Annotated in this window: 20 protein-coding genes; 9 read left to right on the top strand and 11 right to left on the bottom strand. The window is 72.4% G+C overall.

The window, feature by feature from the left end; translation table 11 throughout:
- Together AB0I91_RS38790 and AB0I91_RS38785 are read left to right on the top strand one after the other, a co-directional pair.
- The gene (locus AB0I91_RS38790; RefSeq protein ID WP_498781030.1) at positions 1-270 is read left to right on the top strand and encodes an MrpF/PhaF family protein; all 270 of its coding nucleotides are present in this window, start codon (positions 1-3) and stop codon (positions 268-270) included.
- Positions 267-611 carry a cation:proton antiporter gene (locus AB0I91_RS38785; RefSeq protein ID WP_498781031.1) on the top strand — a complete coding sequence of 115 codons (345 nt, stop codon included), beginning with the start codon at positions 267-269 and terminating at the stop codon, positions 609-611. Before AB0I91_RS38790 ends, AB0I91_RS38785 begins: the two co-directional genes overlap by 4 nt.
- Here AB0I91_RS38785 and AB0I91_RS38780 read toward each other — a convergent pair.
- Entirely contained in the window at positions 608-1,783 is a 1,176-nt protein-coding gene (locus AB0I91_RS38780) for a TerC family protein (RefSeq protein ID WP_499641304.1), read from the bottom strand. The genes AB0I91_RS38785 and AB0I91_RS38780 overlap by 4 nt on opposite strands.
- Positions 1,784-1,978: 195 nt before the next feature.
- On the opposite strand from AB0I91_RS38780, the gene AB0I91_RS38775 reads away from it, so the two are divergent.
- Positions 1,979-2,434, top strand: coding sequence for a carboxymuconolactone decarboxylase family protein (locus AB0I91_RS38775; RefSeq protein WP_499617678.1), 456 nt, complete (start codon positions 1,979-1,981; stop codon positions 2,432-2,434).
- A gap of 85 nt (positions 2,435-2,519) precedes the next feature.
- Positions 2,520-3,257, top strand: a complete 738-nt coding sequence (locus AB0I91_RS38770) for a HEAT repeat domain-containing protein (protein ID WP_499641302.1) — start codon at positions 2,520-2,522, stop codon at positions 3,255-3,257.
- A 129-nt stretch (positions 3,258-3,386) separates the two neighbouring features.
- On the opposite strand, the gene AB0I91_RS38765 is transcribed toward AB0I91_RS38770, so the two are convergent.
- Both AB0I91_RS38765 and AB0I91_RS38760 read right to left on the bottom strand, forming a co-directional pair.
- Entirely contained in the window at positions 3,387-4,568 is a 1,182-nt protein-coding gene (locus tag AB0I91_RS38765) for a hypothetical protein (protein ID WP_499641299.1), read from the bottom strand.
- A 135-nt stretch (positions 4,569-4,703) separates the two neighbouring features.
- Positions 4,704-5,210: a hypothetical protein gene (locus tag AB0I91_RS38760; RefSeq protein WP_499617681.1), complete on the bottom strand. Its 507-nt coding sequence runs from the start codon at positions 5,208-5,210 to the stop codon at positions 4,704-4,706.
- Positions 5,211-5,319: 109 nt separating this feature from the next.
- Here AB0I91_RS38760 and AB0I91_RS38755 point away from each other — a divergent pair, with 109 nt between their 5' ends.
- The gene (locus tag AB0I91_RS38755; protein WP_499641297.1) at positions 5,320-6,285 is read left to right on the top strand and encodes a hypothetical protein; all 966 of its coding nucleotides are present in this window, start codon (positions 5,320-5,322) and stop codon (positions 6,283-6,285) included.
- Here AB0I91_RS38755 and AB0I91_RS38750 read toward each other — a convergent pair.
- The 6 genes from AB0I91_RS38750 to AB0I91_RS38725 form a co-directional block, all read right to left on the bottom strand.
- The gene (locus tag AB0I91_RS38750; protein ID WP_498781043.1) at positions 6,282-7,169 is read right to left on the bottom strand and encodes a GDSL-type esterase/lipase family protein; all 888 of its coding nucleotides are present in this window, start codon (positions 7,167-7,169) and stop codon (positions 6,282-6,284) included. The genes AB0I91_RS38755 and AB0I91_RS38750 overlap by 4 nt on opposite strands.
- A gap of 81 nt (positions 7,170-7,250) precedes the next feature.
- Positions 7,251-7,805 carry an HAD domain-containing protein gene (locus AB0I91_RS38745; protein ID WP_498781045.1) on the bottom strand — a complete coding sequence of 185 codons (555 nt, stop codon included), beginning with the start codon at positions 7,803-7,805 and terminating at the stop codon, positions 7,251-7,253.
- Positions 7,802-8,023 (bottom strand): hypothetical protein, encoded by a 222-nt coding sequence (locus AB0I91_RS38740; RefSeq protein ID WP_498781047.1) that lies wholly within the window; start codon positions 8,021-8,023, stop codon positions 7,802-7,804. The genes AB0I91_RS38745 and AB0I91_RS38740 overlap by 4 nt, the downstream gene beginning before the upstream one ends.
- 118 nt (positions 8,024-8,141) lie before the next feature.
- Positions 8,142-8,528 (bottom strand): VOC family protein, encoded by a 387-nt coding sequence (locus AB0I91_RS38735; protein WP_498781059.1) that lies wholly within the window; start codon positions 8,526-8,528, stop codon positions 8,142-8,144.
- Positions 8,525-8,818: an ArsR/SmtB family transcription factor gene (locus tag AB0I91_RS38730; protein ID WP_230565331.1), complete on the bottom strand. Its 294-nt coding sequence runs from the start codon at positions 8,816-8,818 to the stop codon at positions 8,525-8,527. The genes AB0I91_RS38735 and AB0I91_RS38730 overlap by 4 nt, the downstream gene beginning before the upstream one ends.
- A 56-nt stretch (positions 8,819-8,874) precedes the next feature.
- Positions 8,875-9,972 (bottom strand): toll/interleukin-1 receptor domain-containing protein, encoded by a 1,098-nt coding sequence (locus tag AB0I91_RS38725; protein ID WP_499641295.1) that lies wholly within the window; start codon positions 9,970-9,972, stop codon positions 8,875-8,877.
- A 170-nt stretch (positions 9,973-10,142) separates the two neighbouring features.
- Between AB0I91_RS38725 and AB0I91_RS38720 the strand changes: the two genes are divergently transcribed.
- Positions 10,143-13,367 carry a GH92 family glycosyl hydrolase gene (locus AB0I91_RS38720; protein ID WP_499641293.1) on the top strand — a complete coding sequence of 1,075 codons (3,225 nt, stop codon included), beginning with the start codon at positions 10,143-10,145 and terminating at the stop codon, positions 13,365-13,367.
- A gap of 67 nt (positions 13,368-13,434) precedes the next feature.
- Here AB0I91_RS38720 and AB0I91_RS38715 read toward each other — a convergent pair whose 3' ends face one another.
- Complete coding sequence (locus AB0I91_RS38715) at positions 13,435-15,735, bottom strand: hypothetical protein (protein WP_499641291.1); 2,301 nt, start codon at positions 15,733-15,735, stop codon at positions 13,435-13,437.
- Positions 15,732-16,844, bottom strand: coding sequence for a 5'-methylthioadenosine/S-adenosylhomocysteine nucleosidase family protein (locus AB0I91_RS38710; protein WP_498781053.1), 1,113 nt, complete (start codon positions 16,842-16,844; stop codon positions 15,732-15,734). Before AB0I91_RS38710 ends, AB0I91_RS38715 begins: the two co-directional genes overlap by 4 nt.
- Positions 16,845-17,115: 271 nt before the next feature.
- On the opposite strand from AB0I91_RS38710, the gene AB0I91_RS38705 reads away from it, so the two are divergent.
- The 3 genes from AB0I91_RS38705 (at position 17,116) to AB0I91_RS38695 (ending at position 20,622) form a co-directional block, all read left to right on the top strand.
- Positions 17,116-17,814 (top strand): NUDIX hydrolase, encoded by a 699-nt coding sequence (locus AB0I91_RS38705; protein ID WP_498781055.1) that lies wholly within the window; start codon positions 17,116-17,118, stop codon positions 17,812-17,814.
- Positions 17,815-18,000: 186 nt separating this feature from the next.
- The gene (locus AB0I91_RS38700) at positions 18,001-18,864 is read left to right on the top strand and encodes a TIGR03619 family F420-dependent LLM class oxidoreductase (RefSeq protein ID WP_499619133.1); all 864 of its coding nucleotides are present in this window, start codon (positions 18,001-18,003) and stop codon (positions 18,862-18,864) included.
- Positions 18,865-19,077: 213 nt separating this feature from the next.
- Positions 19,078-20,622, top strand: a complete 1,545-nt coding sequence (locus AB0I91_RS38695) for a S8 family peptidase (RefSeq protein ID WP_499641289.1) — start codon at positions 19,078-19,080, stop codon at positions 20,620-20,622.
- Positions 20,623-20,742: the final 120 nt, after the last annotated feature.

Below are 20,742 nucleotides of genomic sequence, written 5' to 3'. Positions count from 1 at the left end.
GTGCCCGCCGTCATCGTCGTCCCCGCCCTCTTCTGGGTGACGCTGCTGCTGGTCGCCGGCGGACTGTCGCTGGTCCGCGCCCGGGACGTGCTCCAGCGCGTCGTGGCGCTCGACCTCCTCGCGACGATCGTCATCGCGCTCCTGGCCCTGCTGTCCTACCTGCGCGGGCAGGCCTACTACCTGGACGCGGCGGTGGCCCTGGCCCTGCTGTCCTTCATCGCCACCGTGGCGGCGGCCCGCTACCTCGACTCGGGAGGTCCGTTCGGATGATCTCGGTCCTGCTCGACGTGCTCGGGGGCGCACTGCTCCTGCTGGGCCTGGTGCTGCTCACGGTCAGCCTCGCCGGCGTCCTCCGGCTGCCCGACACCTTCGTCCAGCTGCACGCCCAGGGACTGGCCACCGGACCCGGGGTGATCGCGATCCTGGCGTCCTCGATCGCGACCGAGGACGCGACGATCATCACCTTCGCCGTGCTCGCGATCGCGTTCGTCGTGCTCACCTCGCCGGTGGCCGGCCACGCGCTGGCCCGTGCCGCCCACCGCCTCGGCGGCCGGGACGCGCGCGGGACCGACGGCGGAACGGACCGCGAGGGTGACCGCCCACCGGGCTAGGTCCTGGCGTGCGCCTCGTGTGCGCGCTTGAGCAGGGTCATCAGCTTCTCCTCTTCCCGGATCCGGGCGCGGTACTTCTCCGGGAGCTGCTTGAGCGTCGCTTCCTCGGCGAGCAGCGCGTCGAAGACCTCTCTGCGGCGGGCGGGGTCCGTCTCGATGTCCAGGTACTCGACGGCGTGCCGGCGGGCCGAGGCGATCACGTTCTGCGCCCGGCCCCACGGGCTGGTCATGGAGGCGACGACGGTGACGAACAGGACGCCGATGATCACGCTCAGGGACAGCCCGGTGCTGATCTCCACCACGTGGACCGGCTGCCCGTTGTTGATGAACGGCACGTTGTTCTCGTGCAGGGCGTGCAGGATGAGCTTCACGCCGATGAACGCCAGGATCACCGCCAGCCCGTAGGCGAGGTAGACCAGCCGGTTCAGCAGCCCGTCGATGAGGAAGTACAACTGGCGCAGCCCCAGCAGCGAGAACGCGGTGGCGGTGAACACGAGGTAGACGTTCTGCGTCAGCCCGAAGATGGCCGGGACGGAGTCCAGCGCGAACAGGATGTCCGTGCCGCCGATGGCGACCATCACCAGCAGCATCGGCGTCATGGCCCGCCGACCGTCCACTGTGGTGAACAGCCGGTCGCCGTCGTAGGTGTCGGTGGTGTGGAACAGCTTCCGGGCGACCCGGATGACGATGTTGTCCGCCGAGTGGCTGTCCTCGCCCTCCGGCTTGAGCAGGTTGCCGGCGGTGATCAGCAGGATCAGGCCGAAGAGGTAGAAGACCCAGGCGAACAGGTTGATGAGCGCGGCGCCCAGCAGGATGAAGCCGGTGCGGGCGATCAGCGAGAAGACGATCCCGAACAGCAGGACCTTCTGCTGGTCGGCGCGGGGCACCTTGAAGCTGGACATGATGATCAGGAAGACGAAGAGGTTGTCGACCGACAGGGCCTTCTCCGTCACGTACCCGGCGAAGTACTCCGTGCCCATCTTGGGGCCGCCGAAGACGAACACCCCGACTTCGAAGAGGATCGCGATCCCCACGTAGAGGGCCGACCACAGCGCCGCCTCGCGCAGGCTCGGCGCGTGCGCCTTGCGCACGTGCGCCACGAAGTCGAACAGGAGCAGGCCGGCGATCGCGGCGATCGTCAGCCACCAGACGACCTGAGGCACATCATCCACCGGCTTCGTCCACTCTCTGCGCGCCGAACTCGCCGCCCAGAGGACCACAGACCGTTGCCACCCGCAACCGCAGCGTGACCGGTCGCCGGGACCGCGTCGGCAGGGTCGTCGTCGATCGCGGTCACATCGTCCGCGTCCCATTCGTCAGGGCGGTGACAGAGCGAGCGAGGACGATGGAAGAGGAGAGCGAACGACGTGGAACCACGCATGAACCACCCCGCCGCGACGGTGCCCGGCACGATGAAGGCGCTGCTCGCGCTGGGGGAGACCGCCACGCGGGTCGGGCTGCCGGAGTCGCTGCTGGAGCTGGTCAACCTGCGCGCGTCGCAGATCAACGGGTGCGGCGTGTGCGTCGACATGCACGGGAAGGCCCTGCGGAAGCAGGGTGAGTCCGACGAGCGGATCTTCGCGGTCGGCGCCTGGCGGGACACGCCGTACTACACGGAGGCGGAGCGGGCGGCGCTGGCGCTGGCCGAGGCCGTGACCCGGCTGTCCGACCGGCCCGAACCCGTGTCGGACGAGGTCTGGCAGGAGGCCGCGAAGCACTACGACGAGCGGGAGCTCTCGGCCCTGCTGGTCGCCATCGCCACGGTGAACGTGTGGAACCGCCTCAACGCGGCCACCAAGCAGGTGGCGGGCGCCTGGGGCTGAGCCCGGGGCGGCGCGGCGCACCCTCGCCGCGCTGCCGGGTTCGGCCCGGGACGTGCCCCCGGCTCGGGCCTCGGCGTGGGACGCTGTGCTCGTCCACCTGGTGCTCGCGCCGACGATCCGGTTCCACCGGCCGGGGGATGAGCCGGATCGGCCGCTGCTCGGTCGAGAGGGGCTGCTCATGGTCGCCGTCCGCGCGTGGGTCCGGTGGCGGAGGAGGGTGTTCGGCGCTCCTCACCTGGTCGCGCACGACGGGCCCCGGTTCACCCGGTTGCTCGACCTGGCCGGCACCGCTCCGGCCGAGGTGGCGCGGATGGTGACGACGGGCGTCCGAGCCGGTGACCCGGTGGCCGCGTGGTCGATCGCCGTGCTCGCCGCCGGGGGGAAGGCACCCGAGGGCTCGGTGGCGCTGCTGCGTGACGCGGCGTCGGGTGCGGCAGGACCTCTCCTGGTCCGCGTCGCCCAAGCGCTGCGCGTGCTGACCGGTGACGAGTCGTGGGCCGACCCGATCGTCTCGGTCCTGGCCTCGGACCTGGGCGAGCGCGTGCGGTTCGCCGCGGCGACCGCCCTCGCCGACTTCGCCCCGACCCCACGGCTGGTCGAGGCCCTCAGCCAGGCGGCCCGCGATCCGGAGTACCTGGTCCGCTACCACGCCGCGGACACCCTGCGCCGCTACGCCGGGCACGACACCGGGATCGCGGACCTGCCCGAGGTGCTGGACGAGATCGCCCGGACGGCCGACGACGAGACCACGCCGGACCGGCGGGCCGACTGGGACGAGGTCGCGGACCGACTCGTGGCGGATGCCTTGCGCCGCTGCGATTGAGACCTTGCCCGGCGACGAGGCCGCGTTCCCCTGAGAGTGGGCGCGTGTCGGACGGCGGCCGATCGTCAGCCTCTCGATGCCTTGTCCAGCATTGCCGAGTTCTGGTGGCGTGGCTGTTCCGCGTGAGCTTCAGGTGCTGGTGGTGTCGCGATCGTCCTCGATCCCCGCGGTGGTCTCGCGGCTGCCGGCCTTCGTCATCTCCTGCTCGCGTGCGCGGAGCTCGGCCTCCCGGATCGCCAGGTAGCGGGCGCGCATCCGGAGGTCTCCGACGTGCTCGACGGCGGTGATCGCGGCGTCCAGCACGCGGTCCATCCACAGCCGGGAGACGCCGTGCATCTGCCGGTCGCCTTCCGCCAGGACCGTCCGGGCGGTGGCGCGGTCGGGCGCCATCGGGACGAGCTGGAAGTGCGCCCTGACGAAGTGCCGCCAGAGCCCCGCTTCCTTCGAGGACCGGTCGGAAGGCATGGCGCCGGCGCATTCGCGCAGCGTTTCCCACGCGTGGGTGAAGTCGCCGGATCTCCGCTGTAGTTCGACGAGGGTGAGCAACCCGACGGCCCTCGTCCAGCCCGGTCCTGCCACGGCGACGGCTTCTTTCTGCACCTCGATCGCCTCGTCGAGGAACCCGAGCTGGGCGAGGTGGAACTGGAGGGTGTTGAGGGTGTGCTCGGTGCGGGGCTGGTGGTCGGCCCACGCGAGCAGGAAGCGGCGGGACGCGTCGTGCTCGCCGAGGCGGGTCGCGTGGTTGGCCCAGGTCCGCAGGCTCTCGGCGGCGGGATCCGACGGGAAGCGCGCCCGTTGGGCCTCCAGCCACTCTTCGACGACGGCGTCGGTGTAGTGGGGTGTGCCGTCCGGATTCCGCGGACTGGCGATCTCGTGCAGGATGCGTTCCCGATCCGGGTGGGAGCTGGACCGCACGGCCTCCACCGTCGCGTCGACACCTGCCGTCAACAGGTGGTGGGCGCGGTAGCCGAGCGCGGTGTCGAAGCTGATGTTCTTGGCTTGCCAGTGCAGCCACACGTCGTCGAGTCGGCGGTGCTCGGCCACCAGGAAACCCGCCAGCTGCAAGTCCGGGGCCAGACCCGACGGCACGGTCTGCCGGTAGCGGCTGATCTCCTGCTGGAGCAGGAACCTCAGCAGCGGCAGGTCCTGCGGCCTCCGGTCGTACTGCAGTGCCCACAGCACGCCGAACCTCGCCTCTCTGTTGAGGTCGTAGGCGTGCCCTTGGTCGTTGCGCGCCGGGGCGAACGCCAGTTCCGCCCAGGTCGAGCGGTCCCGTCGAGCGCGGTCGAGACGCAGGCGTGGCGCTTCCAACAGGCGCTCTTGATCATCCTGTGGGGTCAACGGTTTCCTTTCTCGGGCGGCCCCGACTGCCCGGTGCTGCCCGAGAGCGCGGGCGACGGTCTCGAAGGTGACCGGGCGGCCTTGGAACACCACCGGTCGAGAGAACTAGAGGGGGTCGTACTCCTCGCCTTCCTCGTTGAGCAGCCGGAAGTCGGGCGACAGCTCGGTCAGGGCGGCGCGCAGCCGGATCAGCAACTCGTCGACGGGGACGCGGTCGAGGCCGAGTTCCGCCGAGACCTCGGCCTGGTGCCGGTCGAGGTCCGGCTCGTGCTCGAGGAACTCGGCGAGGGTCGACGCGAAGGCGGCGCGCATGGCGTCGAGGTCCGGTGCCCGCGTCACCACGTCGTGCCACGTCGGCACGCCGACGACCAGCTGGATCGCGGCGGTCGGGTCGGCGGCGAGGACGCCCGCCTCACCTTCGGAGCTCGCGTACAGCACGGGCCCGCCGCACGCGTAGAACGTGCCGCCCGCCGCGTCACCGGCGACGGGGCGGAACTCGCCGTCCCACGACGGCCACACGGGTTCCCCGTGCTCGGCCCGGTCGAGGTCGAAGTCGAAGACGGTCGCCAGCAGTTCCGCGGCACGGGCGTTGCCCTTGATGCGATCGAACACCGCGCAACGATACGTGGACGCCCGTGACGGACCGCGCACCGGTGACGACCGCTCGTGTTCTGGTGAGGTGGGACGGCACCGCGCGCCGCGGCGGCGCGTTCAAGTGGGTGTGAACGGGGGGAACGAGATCGAAGAGCAGCCGCAGCCGCCGCGTTGGGCGGTGTGGGTGGCACGTGCCGTCGCCGTGGTGATCGTGGTGCCGGTGCGGGTGGCGTGGGAGTGGTTGAAGGTCGTCGGCCGGGCCGTGCTGCGTCCGTTGGCGGCGGTGGCCAGGTGGGTCTGGGCCGTCGTTCGCGCGATGGGTCGGTGGGTGCGGCGGTGGGTCCTCGTGCCGCTCGGGGCCGGGGTGCGGTGGGTGGTGGGCGCGCTCGGCTCCGCGCTGCGGTGGGTCGGCAGGACGCTGGTGCGGTTCGTGTTCAGGCCGCTCGGGGTGGTGCTGCGGGCCGTCTTCCGTGCGGTGGACCGGGTGCTCGCGGTGGTGGGCGCCGGGGTGCGGTGGGTGTTCCGGGCCTTGGCGCGATTCGTGCTGCGACCCGCCGGTCGCGGGCTGGGCCGGGTGTTCGCGCCGGTCGGCCGGTGGTTGCGGACGGCGGACGTGGCCGTCGAGGACTTCGTGCGCCGGGTCGTCGGCGCGGTCGGGTGGGTGCTGCGGGTGGTGGTGCGCCGGCCGCTGGCGTGGTGCTGGCGGACGCTCGTCGTGGGGCCCGCGCGGTGGTTGTGGCGCGAAGTGGTCGTGCGCGTCGCGCGGGGTCTCTGGTGGCTGGTGCGGCTCTTCGCGAGGGCGCTGGGCTGGGCGTTCCGCCTGGTGGGGCGGGGGTTGGCGATGGTCGCGCGGGTGGCCGGGGACGCCCTGGTCTGGGCTTGGCGGCTGCTGGGGCGGGTGTTCCGCGCGGTGGTCGTGCCGCCGGTCCGGTGGGTCTACCGGGTGGTGCTGGCGCCCGTCGGCCGCGCGATCAGGCACGTGTGGCGCGCCGTCGTGGTCGCTCCGGTGCGGTGGGTGCGCGAGTCGGTGGTCGAGCCGGTGCGGTTGGCCGGTCGGCGGGTGCGCGCCGCGTTCGGCGGACGTGAGCGCTAGCGGGCGGCGAGCACGGCGGTGGCGATCGCCTCGTGGCCGGCGGGCGTGGGGTGCACGTCGGTGTGCTCGCAGAAGTACGTCAGCTCGCACACCTTCGCCACCGGGGTCGGTATCGCGCCGTAGACCGGGTCCTGGGTGGTCTCCGTCAACGGGCCGTAGCCGCCGGTCGTCGCGGTGACGTCGACGAACCGCGCCCCGACCTTCTCGTACTCGGACTTGAGGGCGGCGTTGAAGAAGTCGCGGAACAGCGACACCGACAGGCGCGCGAGGTCCTGGCCGTTCGGGAACGCGGGGGAGACCCACGCGCCGAGGAACACGTCCGGGTAGGTCAGGCCCACGATCGGGGTGTCGCCGGCGGCCTCGCGCAGGGCGGGCAGGGTGGCGGCCAGGTTGGTCCGGACGGCGGCCACCGCCTGGGACGCGCACGTCAACGCGTCCCGCGCCTGCGCGCACGGCGCCAGGTCGTTGCCACCGATCACCACGGTCACCAGGCCGATGCGCCCCCGGTGCTCGCGCAGCGCCTGCACGGCCGCGTCGAGCTGGGTGCGGCCGGCGGGGTCCGGCGCGCCGGGGCCCCGGTTGCCGGGCGCGCAGCCGGGCTCGGCGCGCAGCTGCGCGGACGTGGCGCCGCTGCACGCTAGGTTGATCAACCGCAGGTCCGACCGCTCGGCGACGAGGTAGGCGAAGCCGTCGCCGCCGGCGGGCGCGTTCGGCGGCCGGTAGCCCGTGGCGTAGGAGTCGCCCAACGACACGTACACGCGCTCGCCGGCCGGCGTGCCGGTGGAACGCTCCGTCGTCGGGGGAGTCGTGGTGGGCGCCTCGGTGCACGCTCCGAGGGACGCCAGCAGCACCCCGATCAGCGCGATCCGCCGAAGTCCCGGCACGGCAACCCCTTCCTGCCCGTCGTGTCCCGATCACCCAGGCTACCTCCCGGCGGAACGGTCCACCGGCCGTCCACTGTGGACCTACCGGATGGTCGCGGCCCACGCCCGGACGTCGTCCAGGTGCTCGGGTCCCAGCCCGCGGCGGGGGTCGACGTGGCACAGGTTGGTCGGCACGCCCGCCCGGTGCCGGACGAACCACGCCCGAGCGTCGTCGTACCCGACGTCGTGCTCGTCGTCGAACCACGCCAGCGGCCGCCCGTCCGCGTAACCCGCGACGGCCCGCCACTTCCAGTCCCCGTCGGGGCGCCACCCGTCGTCGAAGTCCGGGAACTCGATCACCGGCAACGCGGGCAGACCGATGGCGGGCGCGACGAGCGCGTTCGCCAGGTGCATCCACGTCGTGGCCCACACCAGCTCCAGGCCGGTGTCCTCGGCCAACGCCCGGAGCAGGGCGCCGTGCTCGGGGTTCAGCCACACCCGCAACCCCTTGTACCGGCGCGCGTCACGGCCGGAGTGCCAGGTCCCGCGCCGGGTGTGCCGGAACGTCCGGTAGCCGGCGGGGCGGCGGTGCGGGTTCGCGGCGTACGGGTTCAGCGGTCCGTCCACGTCCAGCAGCAGCAAGCCGCGCGCCGTCATGCCGACCGGCTCTCGGAGGCGTCGCCAACCGGGCGGGCCATCCCGGCGTGCCACCGCGTGCTCGAAGTCGCCGAGCTCGGCCCGCCGGGCACAGGCGCCACGTGCGGGTGGTGCTGCCCGTCGATGTCGGCGGCGTACGCGACGGTTGCGCCGTCCGGCGACTGGGCGACGTCGGAGCGGAACCTCTGTCTCGCCGCGTAGCCGCGGTACTCAGTCATGCTCTTCCCCCGGAAGTGGTGGCCGCAGCGGCCTCATCGACACCGCGACGCGGACAGGCTCGCGACACCGGCCCGAACTGCCTTTTGACCGGCCGGTGTCGCGTGGTCCGGGCAGGGCCTACTTGTACTGGGCGATCTGGATCAGGTTGCCGCAGGTGTCGTCCAGCACCGCGGTGACGACGGGGCCCATCTCCAAGGGCTCCTGGGTGAACCGGACGCCGAGCCCGCGCAGCCGGTCGTACTCGGCGCGCACGTCGTCCACGGCGAAGGCGGTGGCCGGGATGCCGTCCGCGACCAGCGCGTCCTTGTACGGCTTCACCGCGGGGTGGCCGCTGGGCTCCAGCAGCAGTTCGGTGCCGTCGGGATCGTCGGGCGAGACCACGGTCAGCCAGCGGTCCTCGCCCACCGGGACGTCGTTCTTCTTCACGAAGCCCAGCACGTCGGTGTAGAAGCTCAGGGCCTTGGCCTGGTCGTCGACGAAGACGCTGGACAGGTGGATCCTCATGGGGTGTTCTCCGGTGCTTCGGGCCTGAGCCACCGTGTCACGATGAGCTCGAGCGGTTCGGTGTTCAACTCGTGGAACTTGTAGCGGCCCTCGCGCCGCGACCGGACCAGGCCCGCCGCCTCCAGCACGGCCAGGTGCTGGCTGACCGCCTGCCTGGTCAGCCCGAGGTCGTACTTGGTCAGCAGCCGCGCGCAGATCTCGAACAGGGTCTGGCCGTCGCGTTCGACCAGCTCGTCGAGGATGCGTCGACGGGTGCGGTCGGCCAGCGCCTTGAAGAGTTCCTCCGCCACGACCCCACCATAGGCAAGTGACGGCTTGCCTGCAAGTGAGGGCTTGCCTGTCGTGCCTAGTCCAGGACGACGTCGTCCCCCGGCCGGCCGAGGTGCCGGACCCGGTAGGTGATCGTGGACAGCGGCACGTTGCGCACGAAGAACACCCTCGACGGCGTCCCGGTCGACGGCGTGATGCCGCTGCCGTCGAAGCAGAGGTCGTCGATGCCGAGCACGTCGTACAGGAAGTGGTCGGCGCCGTGCGGGGTGTACCGGCGTTCCCCTGTCGTGCAGCTGCCGTACCACCGGGACTGGTCGGGGGAGTAGTAGTCGCGCGGCGGGCGGCCGAGGGCGGCGAGCTCCTCCTCGGTCGCGGTGAAGCGGGCCGCGCGCCTCGGGTCGGACAGGATGCGGAACGCGGCCTTCCAGGTGCCCGGCATCAGGTCGAGCTTGCGCCGGTTCAGGTCGCCGACCTCGAACGTGAGGGCCGTCCACGGCACGTCGGAGTTCTCGACCCGGTCGAAGGCGTCGCCGATCAGCAGGTTGGACAGCACCTGCCGCAGCGTGCGGTGGCGTTGTTCGTCGTGGTCGCCGATGACCACGTACGCGCGAGCGGGCAGCCCGAGCCGGCCGTCCCGGTCGAAGCTCGCGGTCGGCACGAGGCGGACGGCCCGCCGGACCGCCGCACGGGCGACGTGCCGCCGCCGGATCTCCGCCGCCGACATGGCCAGCCGGGACCGCAGCGCGCTCGTCAGGCGATCGGCGACACCGGTGAGCCCGCCCGACTCGGCGACCGAGATGCCGTGCTTGAGGCGCAGGCCGTACGGCAGGTCGACGGTGAGGCCCGGCTCGTCCAGCAGGATCGGCACGACGCGGTGCGCGCCGTGCCCGCGGTCGTCCTCGTGGCCGTCCTCGCGGCGGGCGAGGTCGAGCGCCCTGGCGATCTCCTCGCGCTGGTAGTAGGCGGCGTCCGTGCGCGGGGAGATCAGCACGAGCGTGACGGCGGCCCGGCCCTGCGCGGCGGAGAGCCGGGCGCCCCAATCGTCGCCCGGCAGCAGGCTCCGGTGGTCGAGGAACACCCGGAACAGGGGGCTGAGCAGGTCGTGCAGGGTCGCCGCGGCCTCCCGGTCGGGGCCGGCGTAAGCGATGAAGAAGTCCCACCGGTCCTCGGCCACGCGCCCAAGCTACCGCCGCCGTGCCCGCACGCCACGCGGTTCGGAATTTGACCGGTCAGGGTGTGCGGCAGGGCTGGACGACCGGGGGAGTGGTGCGCGAGAGTCGAGGCCGGTGACCCGGGCACGCGGGTCGCCTGACAACGTTGTCACCCAGAGAGGTCACCCTGCCGATGCCGCTCAGACGAGGCAACACGCTCCTGCTCGCCGCCGCGCTGGCCCTCATGGGCGCACCGGTGGTCGCGGCGCCCGCCGCTGCCGCCGACGTGGACCCGACCACCTTGGTGAACCCGTTCGTCGGCACGCAGAACTTCGGCAACACCTTCCCCGGCGCGAGCCTGCCGTTCGGCATGGTGCAGGTCAGCCCGGACACCGGTGGCCAGGGCGGTTACGACTACGAGCAGCAGGAGATCCACGGCTTCAGCCAGACGCACCTGTCCGGCGTCGGCTGCGGCGTCGCGGGCGAGCTGCCGGTCATGCCGACGACCGGCCCGGTGGACAACGTTGACACCGCCGGTTACCGGTCGAAGTACTCGCACGCCGACGAGGAGGCGCGTCCGGGCTACTACCGGGTCGGGCTGTCCCGCTACGGCGTGAACGCCGAGCTGACCGCCACGCCGCGCACCGGCTGGCAGCGCCACACGTTCCCGGCGGGCACGCAGGCGAACGTCCTGTTCAACACCGGCAAGGCCAACCAGCAGGTGCTGGACTCCGAGGTGCACGTCGTCGGCGACCGGACCGTCGAGGGCCGGATCAAGGCCGGGCGGTTCTGCGCCGGGCACGACGAGCACACCGTGTACTTCACCGCCACGTTCGACCGGCCGTTCGCGAGCTTCGGCACGTGGCGCGGCACGACCCGCGCGCCGGGCGTGCCGGACGCGGCGGGCCAGGGCGGCAACGGCGCCTGGGTGACCTTCGACGCCACGGCCGACCGGGACGTGGTGCTCAAGGTCGGCCTGTCCTACACCGGGATGGACGGCGCGCGGAAGAACCTCGCCGCCGAGACCGGCGACTCCTACGACTTCGACGCGACGAAGGACCGGGCGCACCAGACCTGGGTGCGGCGGCTGGACTCCATCAAGATCGACGGTGGCGCGCCGGAGCGGCGGACCGCGTTCTACACCGCGCTGTACCACTCGTTGCTGCACCCGAACCTGGCCGGTGACGTGGACGGCCGGTACCTGGGCTTCGACGGGCGAGCGCACGTCGCGGACGGCTTCACGCCCTACCAGAACCTGTCGTTGTGGGACACCTACCGGCCGCAGAACCAGCTGTTGGAGCTGCTGGAACCCGAGGTCGCCCGGGACGTGGCCCTGTCGGTGGTGGCGAGCGGCCGCGACGGCGGGTGGTTGCCGCGCTGGGCGCTGGCCAACAGCGAGACCAACATCATGACCGGTGACCCGGTGACGCCGTTCCTGGTCGAGGCGTGGTCGAAGGGCCTGCTCGCCGGGCACGAGGAAGAGGCGTACGAGCTGCTCAAGCGCAACGCCACCAGCGTCCCGCCGGCCGACTCGCCGTACAACGGGCGGTCCGGTGTGGACTTCTACCTCGACCGCGGCTACATCCCGTCCGGCCTGAAGCTCGGCGTCGACTGCGCGCACAAGGGCGGCGACAACGACTGCGTGCACCCGGCGTCGGCGACGCTGGAGTACGCGGCGTCCGACGCGTCGCTCGCCATCATGGCGCGCGGCCTGGGCAAGCACGACGACGCGCGTGTGCTCGCCGAGCGCGGGCAGTGGTACCGCAACCTGTGGGACGCCTCGACCGGCCACTTCCGGCCCCGCACGGCCGAGGGCACGTGGGTGACGCCGTACAACCCGGTCGACGCCGGTCACCAGTTCCACGAGGGCGGCGCGTTCCAGTACCAGTGGCTGGTGCCGCAGGACCCGAACGGCCTGGTGCAGCTGATGGGCGGCCGGCGGGCGACCGAGCAGCGGCTGGACGCGTTCTTCGCCTACGACGAGCTGCTCGCCGACCCTGCCGGGACCGTGCGCGAGGACTGGATCACGCAGCCGTACGACTACTACGGCAAGCCGACGTACAACCCGAACAACGAACCCGACCTGCTCGCGCCGTACTTCTACCTGTCCACCGGCACGCCGTCGAAGACGGCGACCGTGGTGCGCGCGGCGATGACGTTGTTCACCACCGGTCCGGACGGCATGACCGGCAACGACGACCTGGGCACGATGTCGGCCTGGTACGTGTTCTCGTCGCTCGGCCTGTACCCGACGATGAGCGGCGGCGACTTCCTCGCGCTGTCCAGCCCGCAGTTCCCGGGCGCGACCGTCCGAACGGGGCAGAAGACGCTGACCATCACCGCGCCGGGGGCCAGTGACGCCAACCGGTACGTCCAGCAGGTGTCGTTCAACGGCCAGGACGTGCGCAAGACGTGGCTGGACTGGGACACCGTGGCGGGCGGCGGCACGTTGGCGCACCGGCTCGGCACCGCGCCGTCCTCCTGGGGCACCGGTCCCGGCGCCGAGCCGCCGTCGGTCAACCGCGCGCAGGCCGACGGGCGGCGGCACGTGGACGCGTCGCTGCGCCAGGCGTCGGCGGTCGTGCCGACGGCGGACGCGCCGCAGACCGTCGAGCTGACCCTGGACGTGCTCGTCCAGGCGCCCGGCACGGTGCCGGTCGGCATCACGGCGACCGCGCCGGACGGCTGGTCGGTGACGACCACCGGGCAGCTGGTGATCAAGTCGGGCCGGTTGCCGACCCAGCGGTCGGTGGGGGTGGTGGTGACGGTGCCGGCCGGCACGCCGATCGGCCGCTACCCGGTGCGGGTCACCGTCGCGGGGCCGAACACCGTGGTGCGCGAGGCGGTGGTGGACGTCCGGAAGGCGGCGACGTGCGCGGTGGCGGGCGCGCAGTGCGCGGTCGACCTGGCCGGTGAGCTCAACCACGACGGCACGGCCACCGTCGCCGCGTCCGACCAGGGCAACTTCGACGGCTCGGGCTGGAGTTACGACGCCGCGCTGCTGCCCGCACCCGGCCCGGTGGTGCTGGGCGGCGTGACCTACCAGGCGCCGGACGCGTCCGGCACGGCGGCGAACTTCGTCGAGGCACGTGGGCAGGCGATGCTGCTGCCCGGCGGCCGGCACTCGGCGCTGCGACTCGTGGCGGCGTCGCACAACGGCCCGGTGACCACGGCGGTGACCGTCCGGTACGCCGACGGCAGCACGGCGGAGGCGGCCATGACGGTCGGCGACTGGGCAGGCTCCGGCAGCACGGTGGTGCTGGAGATGCCCCACCGCATCAAGGCGGGTCAGGGCGTGGACGGCCCGCCGGTGCGCCTGTTCGGCCTCTCCCTGCCGCTCGACCCGGCCAAGGCGGTGCACTCCGTGACCCTGCCCGACGACCCGCGGGTGGAGGTGTACGCGATCACGCTGGCGTAGCCGACGCGGTCCACCGTTCGCCGGCAGCCAGGGCCGCGTGGCCCTGGCTGCCGGCCGTCCGTTCGACTCAGTTGTCGTCCGGCGACGCGAACGGCAGGTCGTCGACTCCGAGGTCCTCGGTCGCCGGCGCCTCGGCCGACCCGAGCGCGAGCACGTCGGCGTGCGGCGCGGCCCGCAGCGCGGACGGGTCGAGGCCTTCCGCGCGCTTCCACTCCTCGAAGCCCCGGTCGCGCCGGCGGCGTTCCTCCTTGATCCACTCGCGGCCCTCGACCGCCACGGCTTCCAGGATGCGCAGCGCCGACGTGATCCCGGAGGCGGCGAAGGCCAGTTCCTCCAGCTGCTCCGGGTTCTCCTCCTTGTCGCTGAGCTCCTCGAAGTTCTCCACGACCAGGCTGATGTCGCGGCTGTTCTGCAACGACAGGTGCAGTGCCCGGCTCAACACCGTGCCCTGGCGCGATTCCAGCAGGGTGGTGTCGTCGTTGTCCCAGACGAGGACGATCGTGCGCTTCTCGCCGGCGAACTGCACACCCACCTCCTTGACCTCCACGAGCACCAGCGAGCCGTAGCTGAAGGACGCGCGCTGTTCGTTGCTCACGGCGGCGATCTCGAACTGCAGGTCGAACCGGAACTCGCGCACGCCGTTCTCCGTCAGGAGGAACACCAGCACGAGGTAGTTGGAGTAGCGGGGCGGTCCGTAGATCACCCGGGCGCGCTTGGCCCGCGGCAGCCCTTCGGTGAGGACGACGTGCGCGATGACGTCCCGGTTGGCCAGCCCGGCCCGTTTCATGGCCACGGCCTTGAGGTGCGCCTTGTCGAAGTCGAACCACCGCGCCATCTCGGCGTCCGTGGGGCGGTCGGCGAGCTGTTCGAGGCAGCGCTCCCGTTCCGCCCGTTCCTCCTCCAACAACGCCTGGCACTCGGCGCGCTCGTGCGACAGGGCCAGCTTCCGGCCGACCAGGTCCGCCCCGCCCGTGCCGCCCACCACGACGCCTGCCACCGTCGCGCCCCAGATCGAGGTCACCGCGGACCACTCGCCCAGGGCCGCGTGGGCACCGGCGACACCGATGATCGCGACCAGCGCGCCCAGCAGCGCGGCCACGCCCTGGGCCACCTCGGCGTGCGAGACCTTGCGGAAGGCGAAGAACCGGCCGTCGGACCACCGGTCCGCCCAACGGGCGACGTGCATCCTGACGAGCCAGTGCAGCGTCCACGCGCTGATCTCGCGCTTGACGGCACGGCGGTAGGCGTCGCGGTGCTCCGGGTCGGGGATCACCGAGCCGTAGGTGCGCACCAGCCGCAGGTAGAGCATCTGCCCGCTGCGCTTGGCGTCGTCCTTCCACCGCCGTCCCTCGACGTGCTTGTCCGGGTGCTTCCGGTCGATCTCCCGCTCGATGAGCCCGAGTACGTCGGCGCGGAACCGCTTGCTGCCCAGCCGGCGCAGGTTCTCCACCGCTTCCGGGACGCGGCGCCCACCGTGCTCCACCTCCAGCCGCCGCCGGCGCCGGCGGGACGCCACGACCCGCCCGCCCAGCCACACGGTCGCCCCTTGCGCGAGGACGGCCAAGGCGGTCCACGCCGCGACCGCGTCCGCCACGCCCGGCGCCGCGGCGCTCAGCGGCACGAGGAGCCCGCCGATCAGCACGACGCCGCCGAGCACGGTGAGGGCCCACGTGCGCAGCGGCACCCGGCCGTCCTCGTACGGTGTGACGAGGCGGGGTTCGGCGGGCGTCGCCTCGAAGAACTTCCAGGCCCGCTCGGAGCGGTTGCCGGAGACGCGGGCCTCGGCGACCGCCTCGGAGTTGTCGCGGTCCAGCCGGTCCTGCATCGCGCCGCCGATGATCATGCCGAGGTGTCGCGTGATCTCCTCGCGGCGTTGCTTGGACAGGACGTTGAACCGGGCGAGCACCTCGTCGAGCGCCTCGCGGTCGGGTTCCCGCTCGTGCTCCTGCGCGGTCACGCACGCCATCAGGTCGCGGATGACGTCGAGGGCGGCACGCCACGAGTCGTGGGCGTACCGGTCGGCGATGCCCGACGCCGTCTTGATCTGCTCGAACTGCGCCGACCCGAGCTGGTTGATCGAGCGCTCGCTCAGGGTGGCCAGGGCGTAGTGGTAGGCGACCTCGGTGCTCGACAGGCCTGCCCGGACCACCTCGGTCAGCAGTCCCTCGGCGATCCTGGGCGAGCCGCCGGCGAGGTGGTTGCGCGCCACCTCGTACTTGCGCTGGGGCGGGTCGTCCTTGGTGAACTGGTACACCGTCGAATCGCCGTGGAACACCGCGCCACCGTTGACCACGCCCACCTGCGTGACGCGGTTGTGGTCGCCCTCGACGGTGTTCCTGACCTCGGGCTCGCCGTCCTGCCGGCTCACGGCGCGCCACCGAAGACCCGGGCGAGCAGGGCGAGCAGTTCGGGATCACCGGCGAAGTGGTCCGCGAGGCCGGCGCGCAGGGCCCGCAGGCGGGTGGTGTCGGTGGGCGCGGTGCTCGCCTGGTGGCGGAGGTCCACCAAGCCGAGCATCGCGCCGGTGAACGCCTCCACCGTCAGCCGGTCGGTCCGGCGGGCCTCCGCGACGGCGGTGGTGAGCCGTTCCAGGGCGAGGAGGTCCGGCCCGGGGGAGTCGCCGAACCAGACCCCTCCGTTGATCACCCCGGCCTGGATGGCGAAGTTGGCCGTGCCGGACACGCTGTTGTGGACCGACGTGCCGTTGCCGCTGCCGTTGCGCGGGTCCGGCTGGTCCGGCGTCGACGACAGCTCGGCGATCAGCACGCGCATGAACAGCGCCGCGTTGCGCGCCGCCAGCTCCTGCGAACCCCCGCGGTCGGCCGCGTCCTTCGCGCCGTCGGCGAAGTCGCTGATCCCCCGGATCGTGATGGTCGGTGTCGAGCCGTGCAGGTGGCCGCACTGCGCGACGCCCGCGCTCTCCGTCTCCACGGCGACCGCGTCGTTGAAGTGGTGGCTCAGGTGCCGCGCGGTCGCCGACGTCCTCGTGTTGAGCACGACCTCGCCCGACGCGATCGGCTCGAAGTGGACCTGGGGAGGCTCCTGGCCGGCGGGCAGTCCGGAGCGCCACGCCGGCGTGCGCGCCAGCACCCGGGCGGTCTGCTCGAGGGTGTGCGCCGTCTCGTACGCGCGGGGTCGGGCGTGGTCGCCGTCGTCCTCGCTGCGCATCGCGTGGTAGCCGTACACGCGGGTGGCGACGACCACGTCGCCGAGGCGGAGCCAGTCCCGCAGACCGCCCGCGACACCCACGAACAGCACGGCGGACGGCTGGAACTCGGTGAGGGCGCGTTCGGTCATGACGGCCGCGGCCCCGTTGCCGGCGCCGGTCAGGGCGACCACGACGTGGTGGTCGGGGTGGCCGGCGAGCACACCGCGCTCGAAGATCGTCCCGGTGGGATGTCGGTGCGGCCGCACGTCGACGAGGTGCTGGACGACGGCAGCGCGCTCGACCTCCAGCGCCGTGAGGACCACGATCATCTGCTCTGCTCCGTTCACTGGCCGGGCGCGCATGTGATGACAGCGGAAACGGCGCGGTCGGCGGGGCGGGGCCGGTCGACGGTAGGCGCCGGCGGTACAGGGGTCCGAACCTTGACGTCAGTCTGACGATAAGACCGACCCATGGTTTTCGTCAACCTGACGGTTACCGGCGCGGTCCGTGCCCGTCGGCGTCCGCACGTCGTTGGCCGAGGGGTGTTCCGCCGCCGTCGGTCCATTTGTCGTCACAACGACGAGAAGTTAAGGTGATGCGATGGGCGCCTCATGGACGATCCCGACGGTGGCGATAGCCGTCGACCTCGCGGTGCTCACCGTGCGCGCGGAACGCCTGCACGTGCTGCTGGTCAACCGGGGCGTCGAGCCGTACCGCGGCCGCCTCGCGCTGCCGGGCGGGTTCCTGTCCACTGAGGACGAGGACATCGACGTCGCGGCGGCTCGGGAGCTCGCCGAGGAGACCGGGCTCGACGCGGCCGGGCTGCACCTGGAGCAGTTGCGCACCTACGGCGCACCGGGCCGTGACCCGCGCATGAGGGTGGTCACCGTCTGCTACCTGGCCATCGTGCCGAACCTGCCGCTGCCCAGCGCGGGCGGTGACGCCGAACGGGCGCGGTGGGTGCCGGTGGACCGGGTGCTCGGCCGCCGCCGGCGGCTCGCGTTCGACCACGGCCAGATCATCGCCGACGCGGTCGACCGGGCCCGCTCGAAGCTGGAGTACACGACGCTCGCCACCGCCTTCTGCAACCCCGAGTTCACGATCTCGGAGCTGCGGCGCGTCTACGAGATCGTGTGGTCCGAGGAGTTGGACGCGCGCAACTTCCACCGCAAGGTCACCGGGGTCGACGGCTTCCTGGTGGCCACCGGCAAGCGCACCAGCGGCAACGGCGGACGTCCCGCCGTCATCTACCGCCGCGGCCCGGCCACGGTCCTGCACCCGCCGATCCTGCGCACCTGAACCCGCCGGTGGGACTCGAAGACGACCCGTTCGACTGGCGGGTGCCGAGGACGGCCAGGTGTTGGTGTCGCGCGTTGTCGGCGCGGGTGACCGGCAACTACAAGCGCGGCAACGAGAGGTGAGCGCGGTCGGCTTGCGTTGACGTCGACGTCAACGCCTAGCGTCGGGGTCCATGAGGACTGTCCGATGAAGTTCGCCGTCAGCTACAGCACGCCGTACTTCGGCGTCGACCCCGACCGGCTCGTCGCCTACGCCCGGCACGCCGAGGAGTGCGGCTTCGAGGCGTTGTACCTGCCGGAGCACGTCGCGGTGTACCCCGGCGCCGCGGTCGGCGCGCACGAGATCCCGCCGGCGCTGCCCTACGCCGACCCGGTCGACTGCCTCGCGTTCGTCGCGGCGGCGACGAGCCGGATCCTGCTCGGCACGGGGGTGTTGCTGCTGCCGTACCACCACCCGGTGGTCCTGGCCAAGCGCCTGGCGACGGTCGACGTGCTGTCGAAGGGCCGGATGCGGTTGCTGACCGTGGGCCTGGGCACGTTGCCCGGCGAGGCCCGGGCGGTCGGGGTGGACTTCGGCACGCGCGGCCGTCGTGCCGACGAGGCGATCGACGTGCTGCGGCTGCTGTGGGAGGGCGGCGAGGAGGGCGTGAGCTTCGCGGGGGAGTTCTTCGCCTTCGAGGACCTGTGCAGCTTCCCGAAACCGCTCGGCGTCCGGCACCTGCCCGTCCACGTCGGCGGTTCGAGCCGGGCCGCCGCGCGCCGGGCCGGGCGCCGTGGTGACGGGTACTTCCCCGGCGGCATGCTCATGCCCGACGAACGCGCGCTCCAGTGGGACCTCGCGCGCTCGACCGCGATCGAGGCCGGTCGTGACCCGGACGCGTTGGACTACACCCGGTGGGGCTCCATCGAGATGTCCACGGACACGGCGGAGGCGTTCGCCGAGCAGGGCGTGACCCGCGTCGTCGTGAGCGCGACCAGCGCGGACCCCGGTGAGCAGCGGGAGCAGTTGGCGGCGTTCGCGGAGAGGTTCGGCCTCGACGGCCGGACGTGACGCCGGGGCGGCGCGCGACGACCATTCGCGCCACGCGCGGCCGGCCGTTCGAACCAGGCGTGCCCTGCGGATGACGACGAGCGCGGACGCCCTTCGGCAGCGCGTGGTTGCGACCGCGTGCCGCCGCCCTTCGGGCTGCCGCACCGGCCTGCCCCGCACCCGTGACCCGCGTGTCACGCTCGGTGGTCGGATCTCAACCCTGCGGAGGTTTCGATGAAGCGCAAGGTCTTCGTGAACGGGGTGGTGGGCGCGGTGGCGCTCACCACCGGTCTCCTGGTCGGCGCGCCACCGGCGGGCGCGGCGGAGGGCGACATCCGGCTCGCCGCCGCCGGCACGGCCGTGCCGGGGCACTACGTGGTGGTGTTGAAGGACGAGGTGGCGGCCCAGGCGGCCGACCTCACCGCCGAGCACGGTGGCACGGTCACGGCCACGTGGCGGCACGCGTTACGCGGCTTCGCCGTCGCCGCGAGCGAACGGGAAGCGAGAAGACTGGCCGCCGACCCGGCGGTGCGGTCGGTCAGCGAGGACGGCCGGGTCCAGGCCGTCGACACGCAGCCGAACCCGCCCTCGTGGGGGCTCGACCGCATCGACCAGCGCGACCTGCCGCTGAACTCCTCCTACAGCTACGACACGGCCGCGGCCAACGTGCGCGCGTACATCCTCGACACCGGCATCCGGACCACCCACTCGACGTTCGGCGGCCGGGCGTCGTGGGGCTACGACGCCGTGGACGGCTCCAACACCGACTGCAACGGCCACGGCACGCACGTGGCGGGCACGGTCGGCGGCAGCCACTACGGCGTCGCCAAGGGCGTGCAGCTGGTCGCCGTGCGCGTGCTCAACTGCGCGGGCTCCGGCACGTTCGCCCAGGTGATCAGCGGCGTCGAGTGGGTGACCGCGAACGCCGTCAAGCCCGCGGTCGCGAACATGAGCCTCGGCGCCACCGCCTCCGCGGCCACCGCGCCCCTGGAGACGGCCGTGCGCAACTCGATCGCCTCCGGCGTCACGTACGCCCTCGCGTCGGGCAACTCCAACGCCGACGCGTGCGGCTTCAGCCCGGCGCTGGTGCGCGAGGCGGTCACCGTCAACGCCTCGACGAACACCGACGCGCGGGCGTCGTTCTCCAACTACGGCACGTGCACCGACGTGTTCGCGCCCGGTCAGAACATCACCTCGTCCTGGCACACCGGCGACACCGCCACCAACACCATCAGCGGCACCTCGATGGCCGCACCGCACGTCGCGGGCGCCGCGGCGCTGTACCTGGCCACGCACCCCGGTGACGCGCCGGCGACCGTGCACGCCGCGCTCGTCGACGCCTCGACCCCGAACAAGATCACCAACCCGGGCGCGGGCTCGCCGAACCGCCTGCTCTTCACCGGCCCGACGACCGGTGGCCCGTCGACCGTCACGGCGGTCCGCTACTACGGCGGTCGCGACCACCTCACGTCGGTCACCGGCGCCCCGTCGGGCTACGTGGCCGAGGCGTCCCTGGGCCGCCTCCTGACCAGCCAGGCCCCGGGCACGCACGCGCTGTACCGCTGCGCGGTCGGCTGGGACAACTTCACCTCCTACGACGTGAACTGCGAGGGCCAGACCCGCGTCGGCCTGCTCGGCTACGCCCACGACGGCGCGGTCGCCGGCAGCCACCCGATCTACCGCTGCGTGGTGCGGGGCAGCGGTGACCACATGGAGTCCTACGACCCGAACTGCGAAGGCCAGATCACCGAGGGCAACATGGGCTACTTCCTCGACTGATCGCCGACCGCGGGCCTCGGCAGTGGCCGGACGTGGCCCCAGCCCCCGCCCCCCCCCCCCCCGCCCCCCCCGACGCACAGCCCAACACAAGAAAACACAAAAAGACACCAACCGAACGGA

This window comes from Actinosynnema sp. NPDC049800, assembly GCF_040656635.1.
In the GTDB taxonomy this organism is placed as follows: domain Bacteria; phylum Actinomycetota; class Actinomycetes; order Mycobacteriales; family Pseudonocardiaceae; genus Actinosynnema.
Note: the sequence above shows the minus strand (reverse complement) of the source record. Positions and strands in the feature narration are given on the sequence as shown.

Bases quoted from the DNA above. Each gene is read 5' to 3' on its own strand.
- AB0I91_RS38695 (WP_499641289.1), top strand. From the start codon at position 19,078: ATGAAGCGCAAGGTCTTCGTGAACGGGGTGGTGGGCGCGGTGGCGCTC.
- AB0I91_RS38785 (WP_498781031.1), top strand. From the start codon at position 267: ATGATCTCGGTCCTGCTCGACGTGCTCGGGGGCGCACTGCTCCTGCTG.
- AB0I91_RS38710 (WP_498781053.1), bottom strand. From the start codon at position 16,844: ATGATCGTGGTCCTCACGGCGCTGGAGGTCGAGCGCGCTGCCGTCGTC.
- AB0I91_RS38735 (WP_498781059.1), bottom strand. From the start codon at position 8,528: ATGAGGATCCACCTGTCCAGCGTCTTCGTCGACGACCAGGCCAAGGCC.
- AB0I91_RS38740 (WP_498781047.1), bottom strand. From the start codon at position 8,023: ATGACTGAGTACCGCGGCTACGCGGCGAGACAGAGGTTCCGCTCCGAC.
- AB0I91_RS38745 (WP_498781045.1), bottom strand. From the start codon at position 7,805: ATGACGGCGCGCGGCTTGCTGCTGCTGGACGTGGACGGACCGCTGAAC.
- AB0I91_RS38700 (WP_499619133.1), top strand. From the start codon at position 18,001: ATGAAGTTCGCCGTCAGCTACAGCACGCCGTACTTCGGCGTCGACCCC.
- AB0I91_RS38720 (WP_499641293.1), top strand. From the start codon at position 10,143: ATGCCGCTCAGACGAGGCAACACGCTCCTGCTCGCCGCCGCGCTGGCC.
- AB0I91_RS38705 (WP_498781055.1), top strand. From the start codon at position 17,116: ATGGGCGCCTCATGGACGATCCCGACGGTGGCGATAGCCGTCGACCTC.